Annotated in this window: 17 protein-coding genes; all 17 read left to right on the forward strand. The window is 52.7% G+C overall.

What is annotated here, in order from left to right; all coding sequences use genetic code 11:
• Window positions 1–11 precede the first annotated feature (11 nt).
• The gene (locus NFS35_RS02170; RefSeq protein ID WP_251205502.1) at window positions 12–233 is read left to right on the forward strand and encodes a FeoA family protein; all 222 of its coding nucleotides are present in this window, start codon (window positions 12–14) and stop codon (window positions 231–233) included.
• Between the two features lie 161 nt (window positions 234–394).
• Entirely contained in the window at window positions 395–2,818 is a 2,424-nt protein-coding gene (feoB, locus tag NFS35_RS02175) for a ferrous iron transporter B (protein ID WP_251205503.1), read from the forward strand.
• 242 nt (window positions 2,819–3,060) lie between these two features.
• The gene (locus tag NFS35_RS02180) at window positions 3,061–3,783 is read left to right on the forward strand and encodes a glycosyltransferase family 2 protein (protein WP_251205504.1); all 723 of its coding nucleotides are present in this window, start codon (window positions 3,061–3,063) and stop codon (window positions 3,781–3,783) included.
• 385 nt (window positions 3,784–4,168) lie between these two features.
• A complete protein-coding gene (locus NFS35_RS02185) occupies window positions 4,169–5,227 on the forward strand; it encodes a hypothetical protein (RefSeq protein ID WP_251205505.1) in 1,059 nt (352 codons plus the stop codon).
• Window positions 5,228–5,266: 39 nt separating this feature from the next.
• Window positions 5,267–5,437, forward strand: coding sequence for a chorismate--pyruvate lyase (locus NFS35_RS02190; RefSeq protein WP_251205506.1), 171 nt, complete (start codon window positions 5,267–5,269; stop codon window positions 5,435–5,437).
• Window positions 5,438–5,672: 235 nt separating this feature from the next.
• Window positions 5,673–6,137 (forward strand): ribosome maturation factor RimP, encoded by a 465-nt coding sequence (locus NFS35_RS02195; RefSeq protein WP_251205507.1) that lies wholly within the window; start codon window positions 5,673–5,675, stop codon window positions 6,135–6,137.
• Window positions 6,138–6,201: 64 nt separating this feature from the next.
• On the forward strand, window positions 6,202–7,482 hold the full coding sequence (gene nusA / locus NFS35_RS02200; RefSeq protein WP_251205508.1) for a transcription termination factor NusA: 1,281 nt from the start codon (window positions 6,202–6,204) through the stop codon (window positions 7,480–7,482).
• A gap of 8 nt (window positions 7,483–7,490) precedes the next feature.
• A complete protein-coding gene (gene rnpM / locus NFS35_RS02205; RefSeq protein ID WP_251205509.1) occupies window positions 7,491–7,763 on the forward strand; it encodes an RNase P modulator RnpM in 273 nt (90 codons plus the stop codon).
• On the forward strand, window positions 7,750–8,070 hold the full coding sequence (locus NFS35_RS02210) for a L7Ae/L30e/S12e/Gadd45 family ribosomal protein (RefSeq protein WP_251205510.1): 321 nt from the start codon (window positions 7,750–7,752) through the stop codon (window positions 8,068–8,070). Before rnpM ends, NFS35_RS02210 begins: the two co-directional genes overlap by 14 nt.
• Window positions 8,071–8,089: 19 nt before the next feature.
• Window positions 8,090–11,311: a translation initiation factor IF-2 gene (gene infB, locus NFS35_RS02215; RefSeq protein WP_251205511.1), complete on the forward strand. Its 3,222-nt coding sequence runs from the start codon at window positions 8,090–8,092 to the stop codon at window positions 11,309–11,311.
• 162 nt (window positions 11,312–11,473) lie between these two features.
• Complete coding sequence (gene rbfA / locus NFS35_RS02220) at window positions 11,474–11,920, forward strand: 30S ribosome-binding factor RbfA (RefSeq protein ID WP_251205512.1); 447 nt, start codon at window positions 11,474–11,476, stop codon at window positions 11,918–11,920.
• A gap of 4 nt (window positions 11,921–11,924) precedes the next feature.
• Window positions 11,925–12,914 carry a DHH family phosphoesterase gene (locus NFS35_RS02225; RefSeq protein WP_251205513.1) on the forward strand — a complete coding sequence of 330 codons (990 nt, stop codon included), beginning with the start codon at window positions 11,925–11,927 and terminating at the stop codon, window positions 12,912–12,914.
• Complete coding sequence (truB, locus tag NFS35_RS02230) at window positions 12,889–13,794, forward strand: tRNA pseudouridine(55) synthase TruB (protein WP_251205514.1); 906 nt, start codon at window positions 12,889–12,891, stop codon at window positions 13,792–13,794. The genes NFS35_RS02225 and truB overlap by 26 nt, the downstream gene beginning before the upstream one ends.
• Entirely contained in the window at window positions 13,791–14,705 is a 915-nt protein-coding gene (locus NFS35_RS02235; RefSeq protein ID WP_251205515.1) for a bifunctional riboflavin kinase/FAD synthetase, read from the forward strand. The genes truB and NFS35_RS02235 overlap by 4 nt, the downstream gene beginning before the upstream one ends.
• A gap of 124 nt (window positions 14,706–14,829) precedes the next feature.
• Window positions 14,830–16,473, forward strand: coding sequence for a Na/Pi cotransporter family protein (locus NFS35_RS02240; RefSeq protein ID WP_251205516.1), 1,644 nt, complete (start codon window positions 14,830–14,832; stop codon window positions 16,471–16,473).
• 128 nt (window positions 16,474–16,601) lie between these two features.
• Window positions 16,602–17,639 (forward strand): C40 family peptidase, encoded by a 1,038-nt coding sequence (locus NFS35_RS02245; protein ID WP_251205517.1) that lies wholly within the window; start codon window positions 16,602–16,604, stop codon window positions 17,637–17,639.
• A gap of 186 nt (window positions 17,640–17,825) precedes the next feature.
• Entirely contained in the window at window positions 17,826–18,092 is a 267-nt protein-coding gene (rpsO, locus tag NFS35_RS02250; RefSeq protein ID WP_251205518.1) for a 30S ribosomal protein S15, read from the forward strand.
• The last annotated feature ends 153 nt before the right edge of the window (window positions 18,093–18,245 follow it).

The raw sequence follows: 18,245 nt of genomic DNA on the forward strand, positions 1-18,245 counted from the left end.
GGAGCGTGGCAATGAGCACATTGAAAGATACTGCCTGCGGGCAGACTGTAAAGGTAAAGAAGCTGTCCGGTGAAGGGCCGGTCAAAAGGCGCATCATGGACATGGGAATCACGAAGGGCGTGGATGTCTATGTGAGAAAGGCAGCTCCCCTGGGAGACCCCATTGAGGTGACAGTCAGAGGTTACGAATTGTCCCTGCGCAAAGCGGATGCAGAAATGATAGAGGTGGAGTGACCCCGGCCCATACTGCATCATTTTTTAGGGCATACGGTTAGTTTATGCTAATGAAAAGTAGCTGCAACAAATCAAAATCAGAAAAGCAGCATCTGCCAGGAATCCACATCGTGAAGCGGTGACAGAGGCAGATGCGCACTGAAATAGGAGGAAGCGTTAAAATGGCAATCAAAATCGCGCTGGCAGGCAATCCCAACTGCGGCAAGACAACATTATTCAATGCTCTCACCGGTTCCAACCAGTTCGTGGGGAACTGGCCCGGTGTGACGGTGGAGAAGAAAGAGGGCAGGCTGAAGAAATCCTACTGCGCCGGAAGCACGGAGGAAGTCATTATTATGGATCTCCCGGGCATCTATTCCCTGTCCCCCTACACCCTGGAGGAAGTGGTGGCCAGGAACTATCTGATTAACGAAAGGCCCGATGCTATCATCAACATCGTGGACGGCACCAACATCGAGAGGAACCTGTACCTGTCCACCCAGATTATGGAGCTGGGCATCCCCGTGGTCATGGCGGTGAACATGATGGACGTGGTGGAGAAGTCAGGGGACAAGATACATACCGACAAGCTGGCCGGGAAGCTGGGATGTGAGGTGACTGAGATTTCCGCCCTGAAAGGAACCGGCCTGGAGACGGCTGCGAAAAAAGCCATAACAGCGGCCCGGAGGAAAGCGGCTGAGACGCCTGTGCATGAATTTGCCCAGAACGTGGAGTCAGCCATCAGAGCCGTAGCGGCGAAGCTGGGGAACGGTGTGCCGCAGGAGCAGAAGCGCTTCTTTGCCATCAAGCTTCTGGAGAGAGACGACAAAATAGACGCCATGATGAGCAGCGCGCCCGATGTGTCGGCTGAAATCAAGAGTCTGGAGGATGCCTTTGACGATGACACAGAGAGCATCATCACCAATGAGAGATACGAATACATTTCTTCTATTATAAAGGAGTGCTATACGAAAAAAGGAAAAGAGAAATTGTCCGTGTCGGATAAGATTGACCGCATCGTCACCAACAGATGGGCTGCGCTGCCTATCTTTGCCGTGGTCATGTTCATCGTGTACTACATCTCCGTCACCACAGTGGGCACCATCGCCACCGACTGGGCCAATGACGGCGTGTTCGGAGATGGCTGGCATCTGCTGGGCATCGGCGGTTCTGCCTATGATGCGGCGTGTGAGGAGTTCGCGGAGGCTACCCTGTTCACGGACGAAGTGAAGGCCGCTGTGGAAGCGGCGTCCCGGGCCGGGGTCATCGGCGCGGAGGATGTGCTGGGGGCTATAGAGGAAAATGACTTCGGCGGCTTTGACGAAGCCTACGGATCCTACGCGGACGCGCTGGCAGAAGCCGGCTTCGACCTGTCGGAAGTGGTGGATCCCCTGCTGGAGGAGGCTCCCGACCCTGCGGACTACGGCGTGTGGGTGCCCGGCATCCCCGTGCTGGCGGAAAACGGGCTGGAGGCAGTGGGCTGTTCCGAATGGCTCATGAGCCTGATCCTTGACGGCATCATCGGCGGCGTGGGCGCAGTGCTTGGCTTCGTGCCCCAGATGCTGGTGCTGTTCATCTTCCTGGCATTTTTGGAAGCCTGCGGCTATATGGCCAGAGTGGCGTTCATCATGGACAGGATTTTCCGCAAGTTCGGCCTGTCGGGCAAATCCTTCATCCCCATGCTGATCGGCAGCGGCTGCGGCGTGCCCGGCATCATGGCGTCCCGCACCATCGAGAACGACAGAGACCGCAAGATGACCATCATGACCACCACCTTCATCCCCTGCGGCGCGAAGCTTCCCATCATCGCCCTGATAGCCACGGCCCTGTTCGGCGGCTCCGGCCTGGTGGCGGTAAGCGCGTATTTCCTGGGCGTGGCGGCGATCGTCATCTCCGGTATCATTTTAAAGAAGACAAAGATGTTCGCGGGAGACCCGGCTCCTTTCGTCATGGAGCTGCCTGCCTACCACTGGCCTACCGTGGGCAATGTGCTCCGGAGCATGTGGGAGCGGGGATGGTCTTTCATCAAGAAGGCCGGTACCATCATTCTGTTGTCTTCCATCGTCATCTGGGCGGGCTCCTGCTTCGGCATGGTGGACGGGAGTTTCGGATTCAGCACCGAACTGGAGCTGGCGGACAGCGTCCTGGGCGCGATTGGGAACGGCATCAAATGGATTTTCAGGCCGCTGGGCTTTGACGATGCCACGGCTGCGATTGCTACCATCATGGGCCTGGTGGCCAAGGAAGAGGTGGTAGGCGTGTTCGGCGTCCTGGACTTTGTCAGCATGACCAAGGCGGCAGCCTACGCGTTCCTGGCCTTCAACCTGCTGTGCGCGCCCTGCTTTGCTGCCATCGGCGCCATCAGGCGGGAGATGAACAGCGCAAAGTGGACCTGGTTCGCCATCGGATATCAGTGCGGATTCGCCTATGTGGTGGCCCTGATCATCTACCAGCTGGGAAGCCTGTTGGGCGGATACGGCAACGTATTGGGAACCATAGTGGCGCTGCTGCTGATTGCGGCTTTGGTATATCTGCTGGTGCGCCCTTACAGAGAGAGCGGTACTTTGAAAGTGGATATGAAAAGGCTGTCTAAGAGTAAGGCATAAGATAAGCTGGAAAGATTGGATGAATTTTGCAGATAAGTGACATACACATACTATAGAAAGAAATGCGCAGACTCCTATACGGGGCTGCGCATTTCCCCTGTTCCTTATGAAATCTGAATAAGCCAGAGCTGCACACTTGACACTGACGAAGAGATAGTGTAATTTAAATTATATATTTGTATTTAGAAGTATACTTTTGACGACGAAGTCTGAGAATGACAATGTACGTTTTGGAGGATAAAGTGATAGATACACTATACATAGTGATGCCTGCTTACAATGAAGAAGAAAATATCGGAGAGTCGGTAAAGACGTGGTATCATAACCTCGAAGGAAAATCAGAGGATTCCCGTTTGGTTGTCGCAGACGGCGGCAGCACAGATGATACACACAAAATTCTTCTCTCGATGCAAAAAGACTATCCTCAGCTCGTGATTATATCGAATACCAGAAAAGAACATGGCCCAAAGTTGATTGCGTTATATAAATATGCGATAGAAAATGGCGCTGACTATATCTTTCAGACAGATTCCGACGGTCAGACAAATCCGGATGAATTCTATGCTTTTTGGAAAGAACGTGAGGCATATGACGGGATATTCGGAAATCGTCCGGTGCGCGGAGATGGAAAGGCAAGAGCACTTATAGAGAAGGTAGTCTGTATGCTGCTGAAGGCCTTCTTTGGCGTGAAGATTCCGGATGCAAATGCACCTTTCCGGCTTATGCGGGCAGAGCGTTTAGGACGATATCTTGAAAAACTGCCAGAGGATTATAATATCCCTAATATTATGATGACAACATATTTTGTATACTATAGAGAACGCATAAAATTTATCGAAATCTCGTTCAAGGCCAGATGTGGGGGAACAAATTCGATTCATTTGTGGAAAATAGTCAAAATAGGGTGGAATGCCTTGAAAGATTTTGCGGCATTCAGAGGGGATATGCGGAAGAATGAATATTAAGAAATACTCAAACCTGATTATTCTGCTGGGGATATTTGCGGCAGCACTCGTTTTTATGTCACAGAGCCCGTTGAATATTTTGCTCTTAAATGGAAATTCAGGCATAGATTCCAGCGTATTCCGAACGATTGCCATGCAGATGGAAAGGGGGCTGATGCCATATAGGGACAGTTTCGATCACAAGGGGCCGCTTCTCTATATTTATAATTATTTAGGCCTTTTGATAAAACGTCACAGGGGAATCTGGATTATTGAATTTATTTCCGCGTTTGCGGCTTTTGGTCTGATGTATAAAACAGCAAGACTAAAATGTGACAGAATGCGGTCCTTTTTTGTTTTGATAATTTGTGTGGCTCCACTGTACTCATATTTTGAAGGCGGAAATATGACAGAGGAGTATGCATTACCTTTTATTATGTCCGCAGTCTATATTTTTGCCGATTATTTCATGAATGACAGAATTACCAGGATGAGACTGGTGATTTGCGGACTTGGATTCGGGGCAGTATGTATGCTGAGGGTGAACATGATTGCCGTATGGATTGTGTTTTGCTGCGCGGTATTATTGCGAAGTTTTCGGGAGAAACGGTTGGAGGAAATACCACGATTTTTGCTGTATTTTTTGATGGGAGCCGGAATCATCGTGCTTCCGATATGTTTTTGGCTGATTTTCAATAATGCGTTTGTGGATTTTATAAAGGATTATTTTGTATTCAATATCATGTATACAAAAGATGCGTTCAGGGCTACGGCATTGAATAAATACAATTCATTCAGCGGCTTTGCCAATAATATCTATGTGCTGACTTCTATTGTGGTTATCTGCCGTGCCTGCAGGGACAGGAGTCTTTTCCATATTGCTTATCTGGGCTATGAGATAGCCGGGCTGCTGATGATCTGTATGTCAGGGCAAGGCTACGCACATTATGGAATGGTTCTGGTTCCCGCGCTGGTCTATCCGTTTTCACTGCTTTTGTCGAAAGAGACCATAAGGGAAGAAACATGGATATTGGCCTTTGTCCTCTATTTCTCGGTGTCAAGGGTGATTCCTGTCTGGATAGGAGGGATTGATAAAACGGCAGAGTATTTATTGATGGAGAACAGGACAAGAGAACGGACGGATGCGGTCGGGCAAGTGTGTACTTATATAACGACAAACACGGATATAGATGAGAAAATTATTGTATGGGGAAATTGGAACATTATATATGTGGAAAGTGAAAGGCTTCCTGCATCAAAATATTCTTACCAGCTGCCGATAGGCAATGTAGATGAAACAATCATGACAGAGTTCTTTGGAGAGTTGAGCGAAACGCTTCCCCGTATAGTGGTAATCTCACAGGATGAAAGGATTGAGGAAATATTGGGTTTTCTCAACGAACATCAGTATGCCTGTACCTTTGAAGTGGATGGATTCGCTGTGTATAGTCGGGGACTGTATTGATGGGAAAGCAGAAAAAATTTTATTCAGGAGGAAGATACAATGAACCGTTTTGAATATGTCATAGTATCGATTGACGGAGATTATGCCAATCTGAAGCGCACGGACATCGAATCCGACGAGCTGAAGCTGGTGGCCAGGGCGCTTCTGCCGCCGGAAATCACAGAGGGGACGAGACTCCTCTACGAATGGATGAGCTACAGCATCCTGTAATTCTTTTTTGCGCCGAAACCGGTCTCTTGCGTAAAAGACGCAAAGAACTTTACAAAAATTTAAGAAAACTATTGACAATTCCCACATTTGGGTCTACACTGAACTTGTAAATGATGATTATTAAGGTAAGAGTGGCTTGCAAGCCACTCTTACTTGCATGTTGGAAGAGTTTTACGAGAGAGCGCTTTACGGCATTTCACAAAGGATGCGGAGAAAAGCGCAACGGAGGTTTGGAATGTCACGCAGAGAAGACTATGAGATCAGGACACAGGCCTTGCTGGAGCCTATAGCAGAGGCTAACGGCGTGTCCATCTATGATGTGGAATATGTAAAGGAGGGCGCGGATTACCATCTGTGCGCCTATATCGACAAGCCTGAGGGCGTGAACATCCAGGACTGTGAGAATGTGAGCCGTGCCCTGTCGGACGCCCTGGACAGAGAGGATTTCATCGCGGACGCCTATGTGCTGGAGGTCAGCAGTCCGGGACTGGGCCGCGCCCTGAGAAAGGATAAGCATCTCCAGGCCGCCATCGGTGAGGATGTGGAAATCAAGCTGTTCAAGCCCATTGACAAATGTAAGGAGTTTTCAGGTGCGCTGGAACGTTTTGACGGTGAAAGCGTTACCATCCTGGAGGGAGAGACGGAGAGGACTTTCAAGCGCGCGGATGTGGCGCTGATTCGCCTGGCAGTGGATTTTTGAGGAAGGGATTTACTTACTATTTTGGAGACAAAAGGATTGGCAAATAGCCGGAACGGAGGAAATGATGAACAAGGAATTGATGGAAGCGCTTGACATTTTGGAAAAGGAGAAGGAAATCAGCAAGGAGACCCTGTTCGAGGCAATCGAGAACTCGCTGTTGACTGCCTGCAAGAACCACTTTGGCAAGGCGGACAATGTGCATGTGGAGATAGACAGGGAGACCTGCGATTTTCTGGTATATGCAGAAAAGGAAGTAGTCGCCGCCGAGGAAGAGGTGGAGGACGACTGCCTGCAGATATCCCTGGAAAATGCAAGAGAGATTTCCTCCATGGCGAAAGCGGGCGATATGATTCATGTGGAGATCAAATCCAAGGAATTCGGACGTATCGCCACCCAGAACGCCAAGAACGTCATCTTACAGAAAATCCGCGAAGAAGAGAGAAGCGTTATCTATAATCAGTATTATGAGAAAGAAAAGGATGTGGTCACAGGTGTGGTCCAGCGGTATCTGGGCAGGAACATAAGCATCAATCTGGGCAAGGCGGACGCCATGCTCAGCGAGAGCGAGCAGGTGAAAGGAGAAAGCTTCCGGCCCACGGAGCGCATAAAGGTGTACATCCTGGAGGTGAAGAACACGCCCAAAGGCCCCCGCATCAATGTGAGCCGCACCCATCCGGAGCTGGTGAAGCGCCTGTTCGAGTCCGAGGTGACGGAGATTAAGGACGGCACCGTGGAAATCAAGAGCATCGCCAGGGAGGCCGGAAGCCGCACCAAGATTGCCGTGTGGAGCCACAACCCCAACGTGGATCCGGTGGGAGCCTGCGTGGGCATGAACGGAGCCAGGGTGAACGCCATCGTGGATGAGCTGCGGGGCGAGAAGATAGATATCGTGAACTGGGATGAGAACCCGGGCAACCTGATTCAGAACGCCCTGTCCCCCGCGAAGATAGTGGCAGTGTTCGCAGATCCCGATGAGAAGACAGCAAAAGTAGTGGTGCCGGATTATCAGCTGTCCCTGGCCATCGGCAAGGAGGGCCAGAACGCAAGGCTCGCGGCCAGGCTGACCGGCTATAAGATAGATATCAAGTCCGAGACCCAGGCCAAGGACGCGCCGGGATTCCGCTACGAGGATTATATAGAGGAAGACTACGAAGACTATGAGGAGTACGAAGATGGCGCGGAGGAAGGGGACGCAGAAGAGTATGCAGAGGAAGAGGACGGCGGGTATGGGGAACCGGACAGCCTGACGGAACCGGAAAGCTATGAGGAAACTGCGGAACCGGACAGTTACGAAGAGGACGGAGTATATGAGGAAAGCGGGGAAGATCCCGTATATGAGGAGTAAGGATTCATATGGCAAAAAAGATTCCTTTGAGGCAGTGCGTGGGCTGCGGTGAGATGAAAGGGAAGCGGGACATGATGAGGGTCCTGAAAACAGCCGAAAATGAGATATGCCTGGACATAACAGGCAAGAAGAACGGAAGAGGCGCATATGTTTGTAAGAGCAGGGAATGCCTGCTCAAGGCCAGAAAGAACAAAGGTCTGGAGCGCTCCTTCAAAATGAGTATTCCGAGTGAAGTATATGATACTTTAGAGGGGGAGTTTGAAAAGCTTGAAGCAGAATAAGATTTTATCGCTTTTGGGAATCGCCATGAAAGGACGCAATCTGGTCAGCGGCGAATTTCAGACACTGGATGCAATCAGAAGTGGCTCCGCCATGCTGGTGATCATTGCGGAGGACGCGTCGGGCAATACCAGAAAGTTATTTACCGATAAATGTTCCTACTACGGAGTCCCGGTGGAGATATTCGGGACAAAGGCAGAGCTGGGGAGAGCTATCGGTAAGGATTTCAGGTCATCGCTGGGCGTGTGCGACGCGGGATTAGCGGATGTGATAAGCAGACAACTGAAAGAGAGGGAATCAGCCGTTTAAGGCAGAAATGGAGGGAAGCATGGCGAAGATAAAGGTACATGAGCTTGCAAAGGAACTAGAGGTGCAAAGCAAAGATATATTGAGCTTTTTGCAGGGAAAGGGAATCGAAGCGAAAGCTGCTCAGAGCTCTATCGATGAAGAGGCCTCACAGCTGGTGCGCAGCGCTCTCGGCAAGGGAGCAAAGAGCGCGCCGAAAGCGGCTGAATCACCTAAAAAGAAAGAATCGGCAAAGGAAGAGACGGCAAAGGAAGAAATGGTGAAAGAAGAGACAGCCAAAACACCTGAAAAGGATAAGGCAAAGCCTGCAAAGGCGGCGGATGCACAGACGAACGGTGCACCGAAAAAGAAGAAGACAATCATCGTCGTGAACAATCCCCAGAATTCGAGGATACAGGGACAGCGCTCCGCGCAGGGACAAGGCGGCGGAAATGCTGCCAGACGTCAGAACAATCAGGGGAACCAGAACGGTCAGGGAAGGTCCCAGGGCAACCGCAATAATGACCGCAGGACTCATGCACAGGCGCCAGTGCGCCCTATCAAGCCTCTGACACCTCCTTCGCCAACGCCTTCCGTACAGATGGTGCCTCCGAAGCCGCCGCAGCCCAAGGCGCGTCCTGAGCAGGCGGAGAACCGTAAGCCCCAGACAACGGCGCGCGAAGCTGCCGAGCAGAAGGCACAGGTACAGCAGACTGTAAATGAGCGGCCCCAGACTGAGGCGGTTCAGGCCGAGCGGCCCCAGAACGACAGGGTACAGCAGCCTGAGAGGCGTTCCGAGGAACGGCCCAGGAATGACAGGCCCCAGGGGGAGCGCAGCCAGGCTGAGAGACGTCCGGAGAATCGTTCTCAGGGCGGCAGGACCCAAAATGACAGGCCTCAGGGAGACCGCGGACAGGGCGGTAGATTCCAGAACGGGGGGAACGGACAGGACAGACCTGCAAGAGATGGCCGTTTCCAGGGCAACCGCAATCAGGAAGGACAGTCCCAGGATAACCGCAGCCGTGACAATCGCGGCTACAGGGACGGCCAGGGCGGAAACAGAAGCGCCGGTCAGGGCGGCCAGGGAAGAACGGACCGCGGACAGTTCCAGTCAAGAGGAGGCAGCGGCCAGAATGGCAGACCACAGGGAGACAGACAGAATGGATTTCAGCGAGGCGGCCGGCCGGGTGCTGGCGGCGGTATGGGCGATCGCCGTGGCCCGGGCGCTGGTCCGGGAGGCAACCGCAATTGGGGCGGTGGCGCGCGCGACGGCAGAGGCGCTGGAGGACAGGGAACTGGATTCAGAGATAATAAACCCAAGAGCTTTGCAGGAGAGACTCCGGGCAAGGATATGGAGAAGAAGCGCGAGGAAGAAAAGAGGCGCGCCAACAGCCAGGAGAAAGGCAAACGTTCCAGAAAGGACCATATCTACGAAGAGGATGAGGCGGTAAGGAACAAGCCGGGCAGGTTCATCAGGCCTGAAAAGAAGAAGGAAGAGGCAGTAGAGGAAGTCATCAAGGTGATTACTCTGCCGGATAGTATAACCATCAAGGAGTTTGCCGAGAAGATGAAGGTGCAGCCTTCCGCAATCGTGAAGAAGCTGTTCCTTGAGGGCAAAATCGTGACGGTAAATCAGGAGATTTCCTACGAGGACGCAGAGAATATCGCCATGGAATATGAAATTCTCTGTGAACGGGAAGTCAAGGTAGACGTTATCGAAGAACTGCTGAAAGAGGACGAGGAGGACGAGGCTTCGCTGAAAGAGAGGCCGCCGGTCATTTGTGTCATGGGTCATGTAGACCACGGCAAGACCTCGCTTCTGGACACCATCCGGAAGACTCATGTCATCGACAAAGAGGCCGGAGGTATCACACAGCACATAGGTGCGTATACTGTAAATGTTGACGAGCGCAGGATTACTTTCCTGGATACGCCCGGACATGAGGCGTTCACCGCCATGCGTATGCGCGGCGCCAACGCAACGGATATCGCGATTCTGGTAGTGGCGGCGGACGACGGCGTTATGCCCCAGACTGTAGAGGCTATCAGTCACGCCAAAGCCGCAGGCATCGAAATCGTGGTGGCGGTGAACAAAATCGATAAGCCTTCTGCCAACATCGAGCGTGTGAAGCAGGAGCTGACAGAGTATGAATTAGTCGCCACTGACTGGGGCGGCAATACGGAATTCGTTCCCGTGTCGGCCAAGACCGGCGATGGCATCGAGAATCTGCTGGAGACCATTCTGCTGACAGCCGACATCATGGAGCTGAAAGCGAACCCGGAGAGACGCGCGAGAGGCCTGGTTATCGAGGCTGAACTGGATAAGGGCAGAGGACCCGTGGCCACGGTCCTGGTACAGAAAGGTACGCTCCATGTGGGAGATTTCATCTCCGCAGGCGCCTGCTTCGGCAAGGTCAGGGCCATGATCGACGACAAGGGCAGAAGAGTGAAAGAGGCGACACCCTCCATGCCTGTGGAAATCCTGGGACTGTCCGATGTTCCCAGCGCCGGCGAGGTGTTCCTGGCCCATGAGAATGATAAGACGGCCAAGTCCTATGCCGAAACTTATCTGGCACAGAACAAAGAGAAGAAGCTGGAGGAGACCAAGACAAAGATGTCTCTGGACGATTTGTTCTCGCAGATCAAAGAGGGCAATCTGAAAGAGCTGAACCTGATCGTAAAAGCGGATGTACAGGGCAGTGTGGAGGCTGTGCGCCAGTCGCTGCTGAAACTGTCCAACGACGAAGTGGTGGTCAAGTGCATCCACGGCGGCGTAGGCGCAATCAACGAGTCCGATGTGACCCTGGCCAGCGCTTCCAATGCAATCATCATCGGCTTCAATGTAAGGCCGGACAGCACTGCCAAGACTACGGCAGAGCGTGAGGGAGTAGACGTTAGACTGTACAAGGTCATCTATAAGGCAATCGAGGACGTGGAGGCGGCCATGAAGGGCATGCTGGATCCAATCTTCGAGGAAAAGGTCATCGGACATGCGGAAATCAGGCAGATATTCAAGGCTTCCCAGGTGGGAAATATTGCCGGTTCCTACGTCATGGACGGTATCTTCCAGAGAGGCTGCAAGATTCGCATCACCAGAGAGGGCACTCAGATTTACGAGGGCGCGCTGGCTTCGCTGAAGCGTTTCAAGGACGATGTGAAAGAAGTGAAAGAAGGCTTCGAGTGCGGACTTGTGTTCGAGGGCTTTGACCAGATTCAGGAGCTGGATATGGTAGAGGCGTATATCATGGTCGAAGTGCCCCGCTAATACGCTGAGGAGTTCTGCTAAGGCAGGAAAGGATCCTGCCTAAGTAGAACCAGAGCTCAGCGGGAAAATGCCAAAGCGAACAAGGTTCGCTTTGGGCAGGCATTTTCCGGTAAGCTGTCAGGGCGCTTTGCCGGGGGCCTTCGGGTTGGAAAGGTTTGTGTAATGAGAAAAAACAGTGTGAAGAATACCCGTATCAACGGGGAAGTGCAGCGGGTGCTGGCGGAGACGATTCGGGGGGAAATCAAGGATCCCCGGATCAGTCCGTGGACAAGCGTTGTTTCCGTGGAAGTGGCTCCGGATTTAAAGAGCTGCAAGGCATGGATCAGCGTGCTCGGTGACGAAGAGGTAAGGAAGGCTACCCTGGAGGGCTTGAGGAGCGCGGAGGGTTTCATGCGGGGCAGACTGGCCCGGGAGATTAATCTGCGCAATACGCCGGAGATTACCTTTATCATGGATCAGTCGATTGAATATGGGGTCAATATGTCGCGCAGGATTGACGAGGTCATCGCACAGGATGACGAAAGTGCAAAGAACCGCGCGGATGAGGAAATAGAGTCTGAGAGTGGTTCGGATTTTGGCGCTGACGCAGACCCGGATGAAAAGGAATGAGGGTATGAATTTGGATTTATTGGCAGAATGCAGGGAAGCGAAGCGGATCGGCATCGCCGGGCATATAAGACCGGACGGTGACTGTCTGGGCGCATGCCTGGGCTTATGGCAGTATCTGGTGAAATGTCTTCCTGCGGCTGAGGTATGGGTGTTCCTGGAGAAGCCCGCGGATATTTTTAAGGATATCAAGGGATTTGGGGAAATCAGATCGGATTTCCCTGAGGAATCCCCTTTTGACGTGTTTTTTGTACTTGACACCTCTACGGACAGGCTTGGGGGCGCAGAGAAATATTTTAAGGCAGCATCAAAGACAATCAATATAGACCACCACGTCAGCAATCAGGGCGGGGGACAGATAAACGTAATCAGGCCCAAGGCCGGGTCTACCTGTGAGATAATCTACGATTTGATAGACTTGGAACAGCTGGACAGGGAGATGGCGCAGGCCCTGTATGTGGGCATCATCCATGACACCGGCGTGTTCCAGTATTCCAATACCACTCCGGAGACGCTTGAGAAAGGGGCTAAGCTGATCGGATATGGCTTTGACTTCCCGAAGCTGATATTGGAGACCTTTTATCAGAAGTCTTATGTGCAGGCGCAGGTCATGGGCAGGGCGCTGATGGAGAGCATCCGCTTTCTGGGAGGCAGCTGCATTGTGAGCGCCATTGAGAAGAAGACCATGGACTTCTACAATGTTGGGCCGAAAGACCTGGATGGTATCGTGAACCAGCTGCGCAATATCGAGGGGATAGACTGCGCCATCTTTATGTACGAGACAGGTGTGCTGGAATACAAAGTGAGCATGCGCTCCAGCGAGAAAGTGGATGTGGCTGAGGTAGCGGCCTATTTCGGCGGCGGAGGCCATGCAAGGGCCGCGGGCTGCAATATGACAGGCACTTTCCACGACTGTGTGAACAATCTCTCCTTACATATTGAAAAAGCGCTGAAGAAGTGGGAAGCGGAACATGATGAACGGAATAATAATCATTGATAAGGAAACCGGGTTCACCTCCCATGATGTCGTCGCGAAAATGCGGGGCATCTGCGGGCAGAGGAAAATCGGTCATACGGGCACACTCGATCCACTGGCTACGGGTGTGCTCCCTGTCTGTCTGGGGAGCGCCACGAAGCTGTGCGACATGCTGGCAGACAAGGACAAGGAGTATGTGGCGGAGCTGCTGCTGGGCGTGGAGACGGATACCCAGGATGTGACGGGACAGGTTCTGGCCAGGCGTCCGGTGGAAGTTCCGGAGGATCGGATCCGGAGCGTTGCCGCTTCTTTCGTGGGGGAATATCTGCAGGTGCCGCCCATGTATTCGGCGCTGAAAGTGGACGGCAAGAAGCTGTATGAGCTGGCCCGGGCGGGAAAAGAAGTGGAGCGGAAAGCCCGCCCTGTGAACATATATGAACTGGAACTGCTGGAATGCAGCTTTCCGATAGTACGTATGCGCGTGGTCTGCTCCAAGGGGACTTACATCAGGACGCTCTGCGCGGATATGGGAGAGCGGCTTGGGTGCGGCGGCACCATGCAGAGCCTGCGGCGGACCAGGGCGGGGCGGTTTTCCCTGGAAGATGCCTGTACTTTAGGCAGGCTGCAGCAGTGGAAGGACCAGGGCAGGCTGAGTCAGGCGCTGAGCCCTGTGGACAGCGTGTTCCAGGATTGCCCCGCGCTGCATGTGCAGGGAGAAGGCTGCAGGCTGCTGGACAATGGCAACGGGATTCTGCCGGAACAGACCGCGGAGGGGGAAAGATATGCCGCGGGCAGCTGGGTGCGGATGTACAGACCCGATGACAGCTTTGCGGGCATCTATGCCTATGAACCGGCCAGGAAATGGTATAAGCCGGTAAAAATGTTTTTAGAGAAAGAGTGATTCTATTGGAAATCATTGCCGATACGACAGAGATTCAGCTGGCGCAGGAGACAGCGGCGGCCATCGGAAAATTTGACGGGATACACATCGGGCACAGACGGCTTCTGGAAGAGATACTGGCCCGGAAAAAAAGGGGGTTGACAGCCTGTGTCTTTACGTTCGACCCGCCCCCGGCGGTTCTTTTTGGCTGTTCTGACGGAAAAGAACTGACTTCAAAAAAGGAAAAGCGCCTGCTGTTTAGCAGGATGGGAGTGGATATTCTGGTAGAATTTCCCATGAACCGGGAGACAGCGGCGATGGCGCCGGAGGCCTTTGCCAGGGATGTGCTTGCCGGGCAGCTGCAGGTCCGTTTCCTGGCCGCGGGGACGGATCTGTCCTTTGGAGCGAAAGGGGCGGGGAATGCCGCGCTTTTGCAGGAAATGGGGCAGGAGCTGGGCTTTGAGGTGAAGACTATAGACAAGGTATGCGTGGAGGGAGAGGAAGTAAGCTCTACGCTGGTGCGGGCGAAAGTGGAGAAGGGAGACATGGAGGCGGCGGAGCGCCTGCTTGGCATGCCCTATATGATCGCGGGCGAGGTGGTCAGGGGCAATCAGGTGGGGCGTACTCTTGGCTTTCCCACGGTGAACGTGCTCCCCGGGGAGGATAAGCTCCTTCCGCCCAACGGAGTCTATTTCTCGCAGGTGCGCTGCGGTGACAGAATGTACCGTGCCATCAGCAATGTGGGATATAAACCTACGGTCACGGACCGGAAAGTCATGGGGGTGGAATCCTATCTGTACGACTTTGCCGGGGATATGTACGGAAAGCGTGTGGAGGTGTATCTCCGCAAATTCAGGCGGCCTGAGAGGCGCTTTGACAGCCTGGAAGCCCTGCGGGAACAGCTCCGGGAGGATATAGCCGCAGGCAGATGAAAGGCAGCCCGAAAAAATAGTTTATAAAAAATTAAAAAATGTATTGTAACTTCTTGTTTTTTCCCGTAGAATTATGTAATGTGTGTAATAGTGCAACTTATAAAACCATTCGGGAGAAAATCAGATGAACGCGAGTATTATTTTGTCAATGGCAGGCGGCCTGGGGCTTTTTTTGTTCGGCATGCGCGTGATGAGCGATTCCATAGAAAAAGTCGCCGGTGCAAAGCTGCGGCGTATTCTTGAAATCTTTACCACCAACCGGTTCTCGGGCATGGTGGTGGGTGTGGTATTCACGGCTATCATCCAGTCCTCTTCGGCCTGTACGGCCATGGTGGTCAGCTTCGTCAATGCCGGGCTGATGAACCTGTATCAGGCGGCTGGGGTCATCTTCGGTGCCAACATCGGTACCACGGTCACTTCACAGCTGGTATCTTTCAATCTGTCGGCGTATGCCCCCGTCTTTCTGCTGGCGGGCGTGCTGGCGGCCATGTTCTGCAAGCATGAGAAAGTGAAGAAATTCGCGGATATCATCATAGGTTTCGGCATATTGTTTTTAGGGCTCAGCACCATGTCCGGTTCCATGGCCGGCATGAAAGAGGTGCCGGAAGTGGTGGACATGATAGGCTCGCTGAAAAATCCCGTCATGGCTACGCTGATGGGCCTTGTTCTTACAACTGTCATTCAAAGTTCTTCAGTCACAGTCAGTATCGTACTGCTTTTGGCAAATCAAGACCTCCTGTCCCTCTCCATAGCGCTCTATATCATTTTGGGCTGCAATATCGGGGCGTGTACCACGGCGCTGCTGGCATCGCTTTCCGGTAAAAAGGACGCAAAGCGCGCCGCGCTGATTCACTTTTGGTTCAACGTAATCGGCACGTTCATCCTGTATGTCATCCTGTTCCTGGCGGAGGGGCCCGTGATGCGGCTGATCTGGGCTGTGTCCTCTGACAACGGCCGTTTCGTGGCAAATGCCCACACCATGATCAAGATTTTCCAGGTCATCATACTGTTCCCTTTTTCCAAATGGATTGTGAAGCTGTCCTGTCTGTGCGTGCCCGGCGAGGACAGAAAGGTCAATTACAGAGAGAGCTATCAGCTGAAGTACATAGGCGACAAGGTTGTCTTCAACCCGGCCACGGCCGTGGTGGAGGTGGTCAAGGAACTGGACCGCATGGCCTCCCTTGCCAGCGAGAATCTGACCCGCGCTATGAATGCTTTGATTACACTGGATGATGAAGACATCAATGAGGTCTATGAGGTGGAGAAGAATATCAATTTCCTGAACCACGCCATCACGGACTATCTGGTGAAAATCAACCAGACCACTTTGCCGATCGAGGACTTGAAGAGTCTTGGCGCGCTCTTCCATGTGGCGAACGATATCGAGAGGATAGGGGACCACGCGGAGAATGTGGCGGATGCCGCCAGACAGCGCAAAGAGACAGGTGTATCCATCAGCAGGGAGGCCCAGAAAGAGCTGGGAGAGCTGCTGGACATGGTAATAGAACTGATTCAGTATTCCATCGAAATATTCGCCAGAAGCGATGAGAGCCATATCCAGGAGGTCATTGCCCTGGAGGACAGTGTGGACAACAAGGAGAAGGAGATGCAGAGGGCCCATGTGCAGCGCCTGACCAAAGGGGAATGTACGCCGGAGGCCGGTATGATGTTCTCGGATATCGCCTCGGGGCTTGAGCGCGTGGCGGATCATGCGACGAACATCGCTTTTGCTGTCATCGCGGCGGAGCGTGATGCGGAGGAAGCGTAAGAAGTCTTAGAATATTTAAAAAAAATGTAAGGAAACGGTTGACAGATAAGGATGCTGCCTGTATAATCTTTTTAGATGTAACAAATTCGTAATAATTTTGTCAAATATTTAATATGGGAGTGATATACATGAGATATTTTAGAAACAGAAAGATTGCAGCAGCTTCCGCAGGACTGATGTTATGTATGGCATTGCAGCCCATTACGGCTTACGCCACGGAGAATAGCGGCAATGTGCTGCAGTCGGCCGGCGTGACCTCCGTCCTGGAGACCAGCCTGTCCACAGAGGAATATATAGAACTTGCCCAGCAGGCCCAGGGAGCATCATGGGGCTATACCAACATCGGTATCTCCAATATCTCGGATGAACTTCTGAACGTCCGTGCAGTGCCTTCCATGGATGGGAAGCTGGTGGGGAAGATGCCAAAGGGTGCTGCATGTGAAGTTCTCGACACAGCGGACGGCTGGGCCCATATCCAGTCCGGCGAGGTGGAGGGGTATGTGAGCCTGGATTACCTGCTCACCGGCCCGGACGCGAAGCTCATGGCAAACGACCTTGTGCGCACGGTGGCCGTGGCGAACACGGACGGCCTGAACGTCCGGGAGAACCCGGATACGAACAGCCCCGTGGTGATGCAGATCAGGCAGGGCGAAGAGCTGGATTACCTGGAGACCATAGACGGCTGGGTGAAGGTGGCCGTGGACAGCGATGAGGTGTATGTCTCCGCGGAATACGCGGACGTGGTGACGAAGCTCGACACTGCCATCACCATGACAGAGCTGCTCTACGGCGCGGGCGTTTCGGACGTGCGGGTGGATTTGACAGAGTACGCCAAGCAGTTCCTGGGGAACCCCTACGTATGGGGAGGCACCAGCCTGACCAACGGCGCGGACTGCTCCGGCTTCGTGCTGAGCATATTCGCGAAGTACGGCATTTCCATGCCCCGTGTGGCAGCTGCCCAGGCCACTGTGGGGACATCGATCACCGCCGACCAGTTGCTGCCCGGCGACCTGATTTTCTACGGGAAGGGCGGCTACATCAACCATGTGGCAATCTACATCGGAGGCGGCCAGGTGATACATGCCAGCACAGAGCGGACAGGTATCAAGATAAGCAATTACAATTACCGCACCCCGGTGAAATATGTGAGGGTCCTGCAGGATTAAAGCGTGAACGGAATGAAAATTGATTGAACCAAATTCCCAATTATTGCTTTACAATCCTTCGTGGATATGCTATGATAACGGATGTGAAAGACGAGACAGGAAATGTCCGTCTCAGCCGATGCTCGGATTAGGGACGCTCCGGCCCGGTCTTAGTGTCAGGCGGTTATATAACAGGAGGAGAGAAAAATGATTTCCAAGGAAAAAAAGACAAAAATCATGAATGAGTACGCGAGGACACCCGGTGATACCGGCTCGCCCGAGGTACAGGTAGCAGTTCTGACCGCGAGGATTCAGGAGCTTACAGAGCATCTGAAAGTGAACCCCAAGGATCATCATTCCCGCCGCGGCATGCTGAAGATGGTAGGCCAGAGACGCGGCCTGCTGGAATATCTGAAGAGGAAGGATATCGAGAGATATCGTGCTCTGATTGAGAGACTTGGCTTAAGAAAATAAGGCAATTGCAAAGAAAGCAGGCTTGAGGCGTTGGTGTCTCAGGTCTGCTTATTCTTGGAATGGAATCTTTGAAAACAAGGAACAGAAGAAAGTCCCGAGACCGCTGAAAAGGGTATGGGGTTCATATTTTTTTCAGTAGTTTCGGTATCTTCT

The organism is Acetatifactor aquisgranensis (assembly GCF_943193215.1).
GTDB classification, from domain to species: Bacteria; Bacillota; Clostridia; order Lachnospirales; family Lachnospiraceae; genus Acetatifactor; species Acetatifactor aquisgranensis.

Coding starts and splice junctions, on each gene's coding strand:
- NFS35_RS02190 (WP_251205506.1), top strand. CDS start 5,267: ATGAACCGTTTTGAATATGTCATAGTATCGATTGACGGAGATTATGCC.
- rbfA (WP_251205512.1), top strand. CDS start 11,474: ATGAGAAAAAACAGTGTGAAGAATACCCGTATCAACGGGGAAGTGCAG.
- feoB (WP_251205503.1), top strand. CDS start 395: ATGGCAATCAAAATCGCGCTGGCAGGCAATCCCAACTGCGGCAAGACA.
- NFS35_RS02225 (WP_251205513.1), top strand. CDS start 11,925: ATGAATTTGGATTTATTGGCAGAATGCAGGGAAGCGAAGCGGATCGGC.
- NFS35_RS02195 (WP_251205507.1), top strand. CDS start 5,673: ATGTCACGCAGAGAAGACTATGAGATCAGGACACAGGCCTTGCTGGAG.
- infB (WP_251205511.1), top strand. CDS start 8,090: ATGGCGAAGATAAAGGTACATGAGCTTGCAAAGGAACTAGAGGTGCAA.
- nusA (WP_251205508.1), top strand. CDS start 6,202: ATGAACAAGGAATTGATGGAAGCGCTTGACATTTTGGAAAAGGAGAAG.
- NFS35_RS02170 (WP_251205502.1), top strand. CDS start 12: ATGAGCACATTGAAAGATACTGCCTGCGGGCAGACTGTAAAGGTAAAG.
- rpsO (WP_251205518.1), top strand. CDS start 17,826: ATGATTTCCAAGGAAAAAAAGACAAAAATCATGAATGAGTACGCGAGG.
- truB (WP_251205514.1), top strand. CDS start 12,889: ATGATGAACGGAATAATAATCATTGATAAGGAAACCGGGTTCACCTCC.
- rnpM (WP_251205509.1), top strand. CDS start 7,491: ATGGCAAAAAAGATTCCTTTGAGGCAGTGCGTGGGCTGCGGTGAGATG.
- NFS35_RS02245 (WP_251205517.1), top strand. CDS start 16,602: ATGAGATATTTTAGAAACAGAAAGATTGCAGCAGCTTCCGCAGGACTG.
- NFS35_RS02240 (WP_251205516.1), top strand. CDS start 14,830: ATGAACGCGAGTATTATTTTGTCAATGGCAGGCGGCCTGGGGCTTTTT.
- NFS35_RS02185 (WP_251205505.1), top strand. CDS start 4,169: ATGACAGAGGAGTATGCATTACCTTTTATTATGTCCGCAGTCTATATT.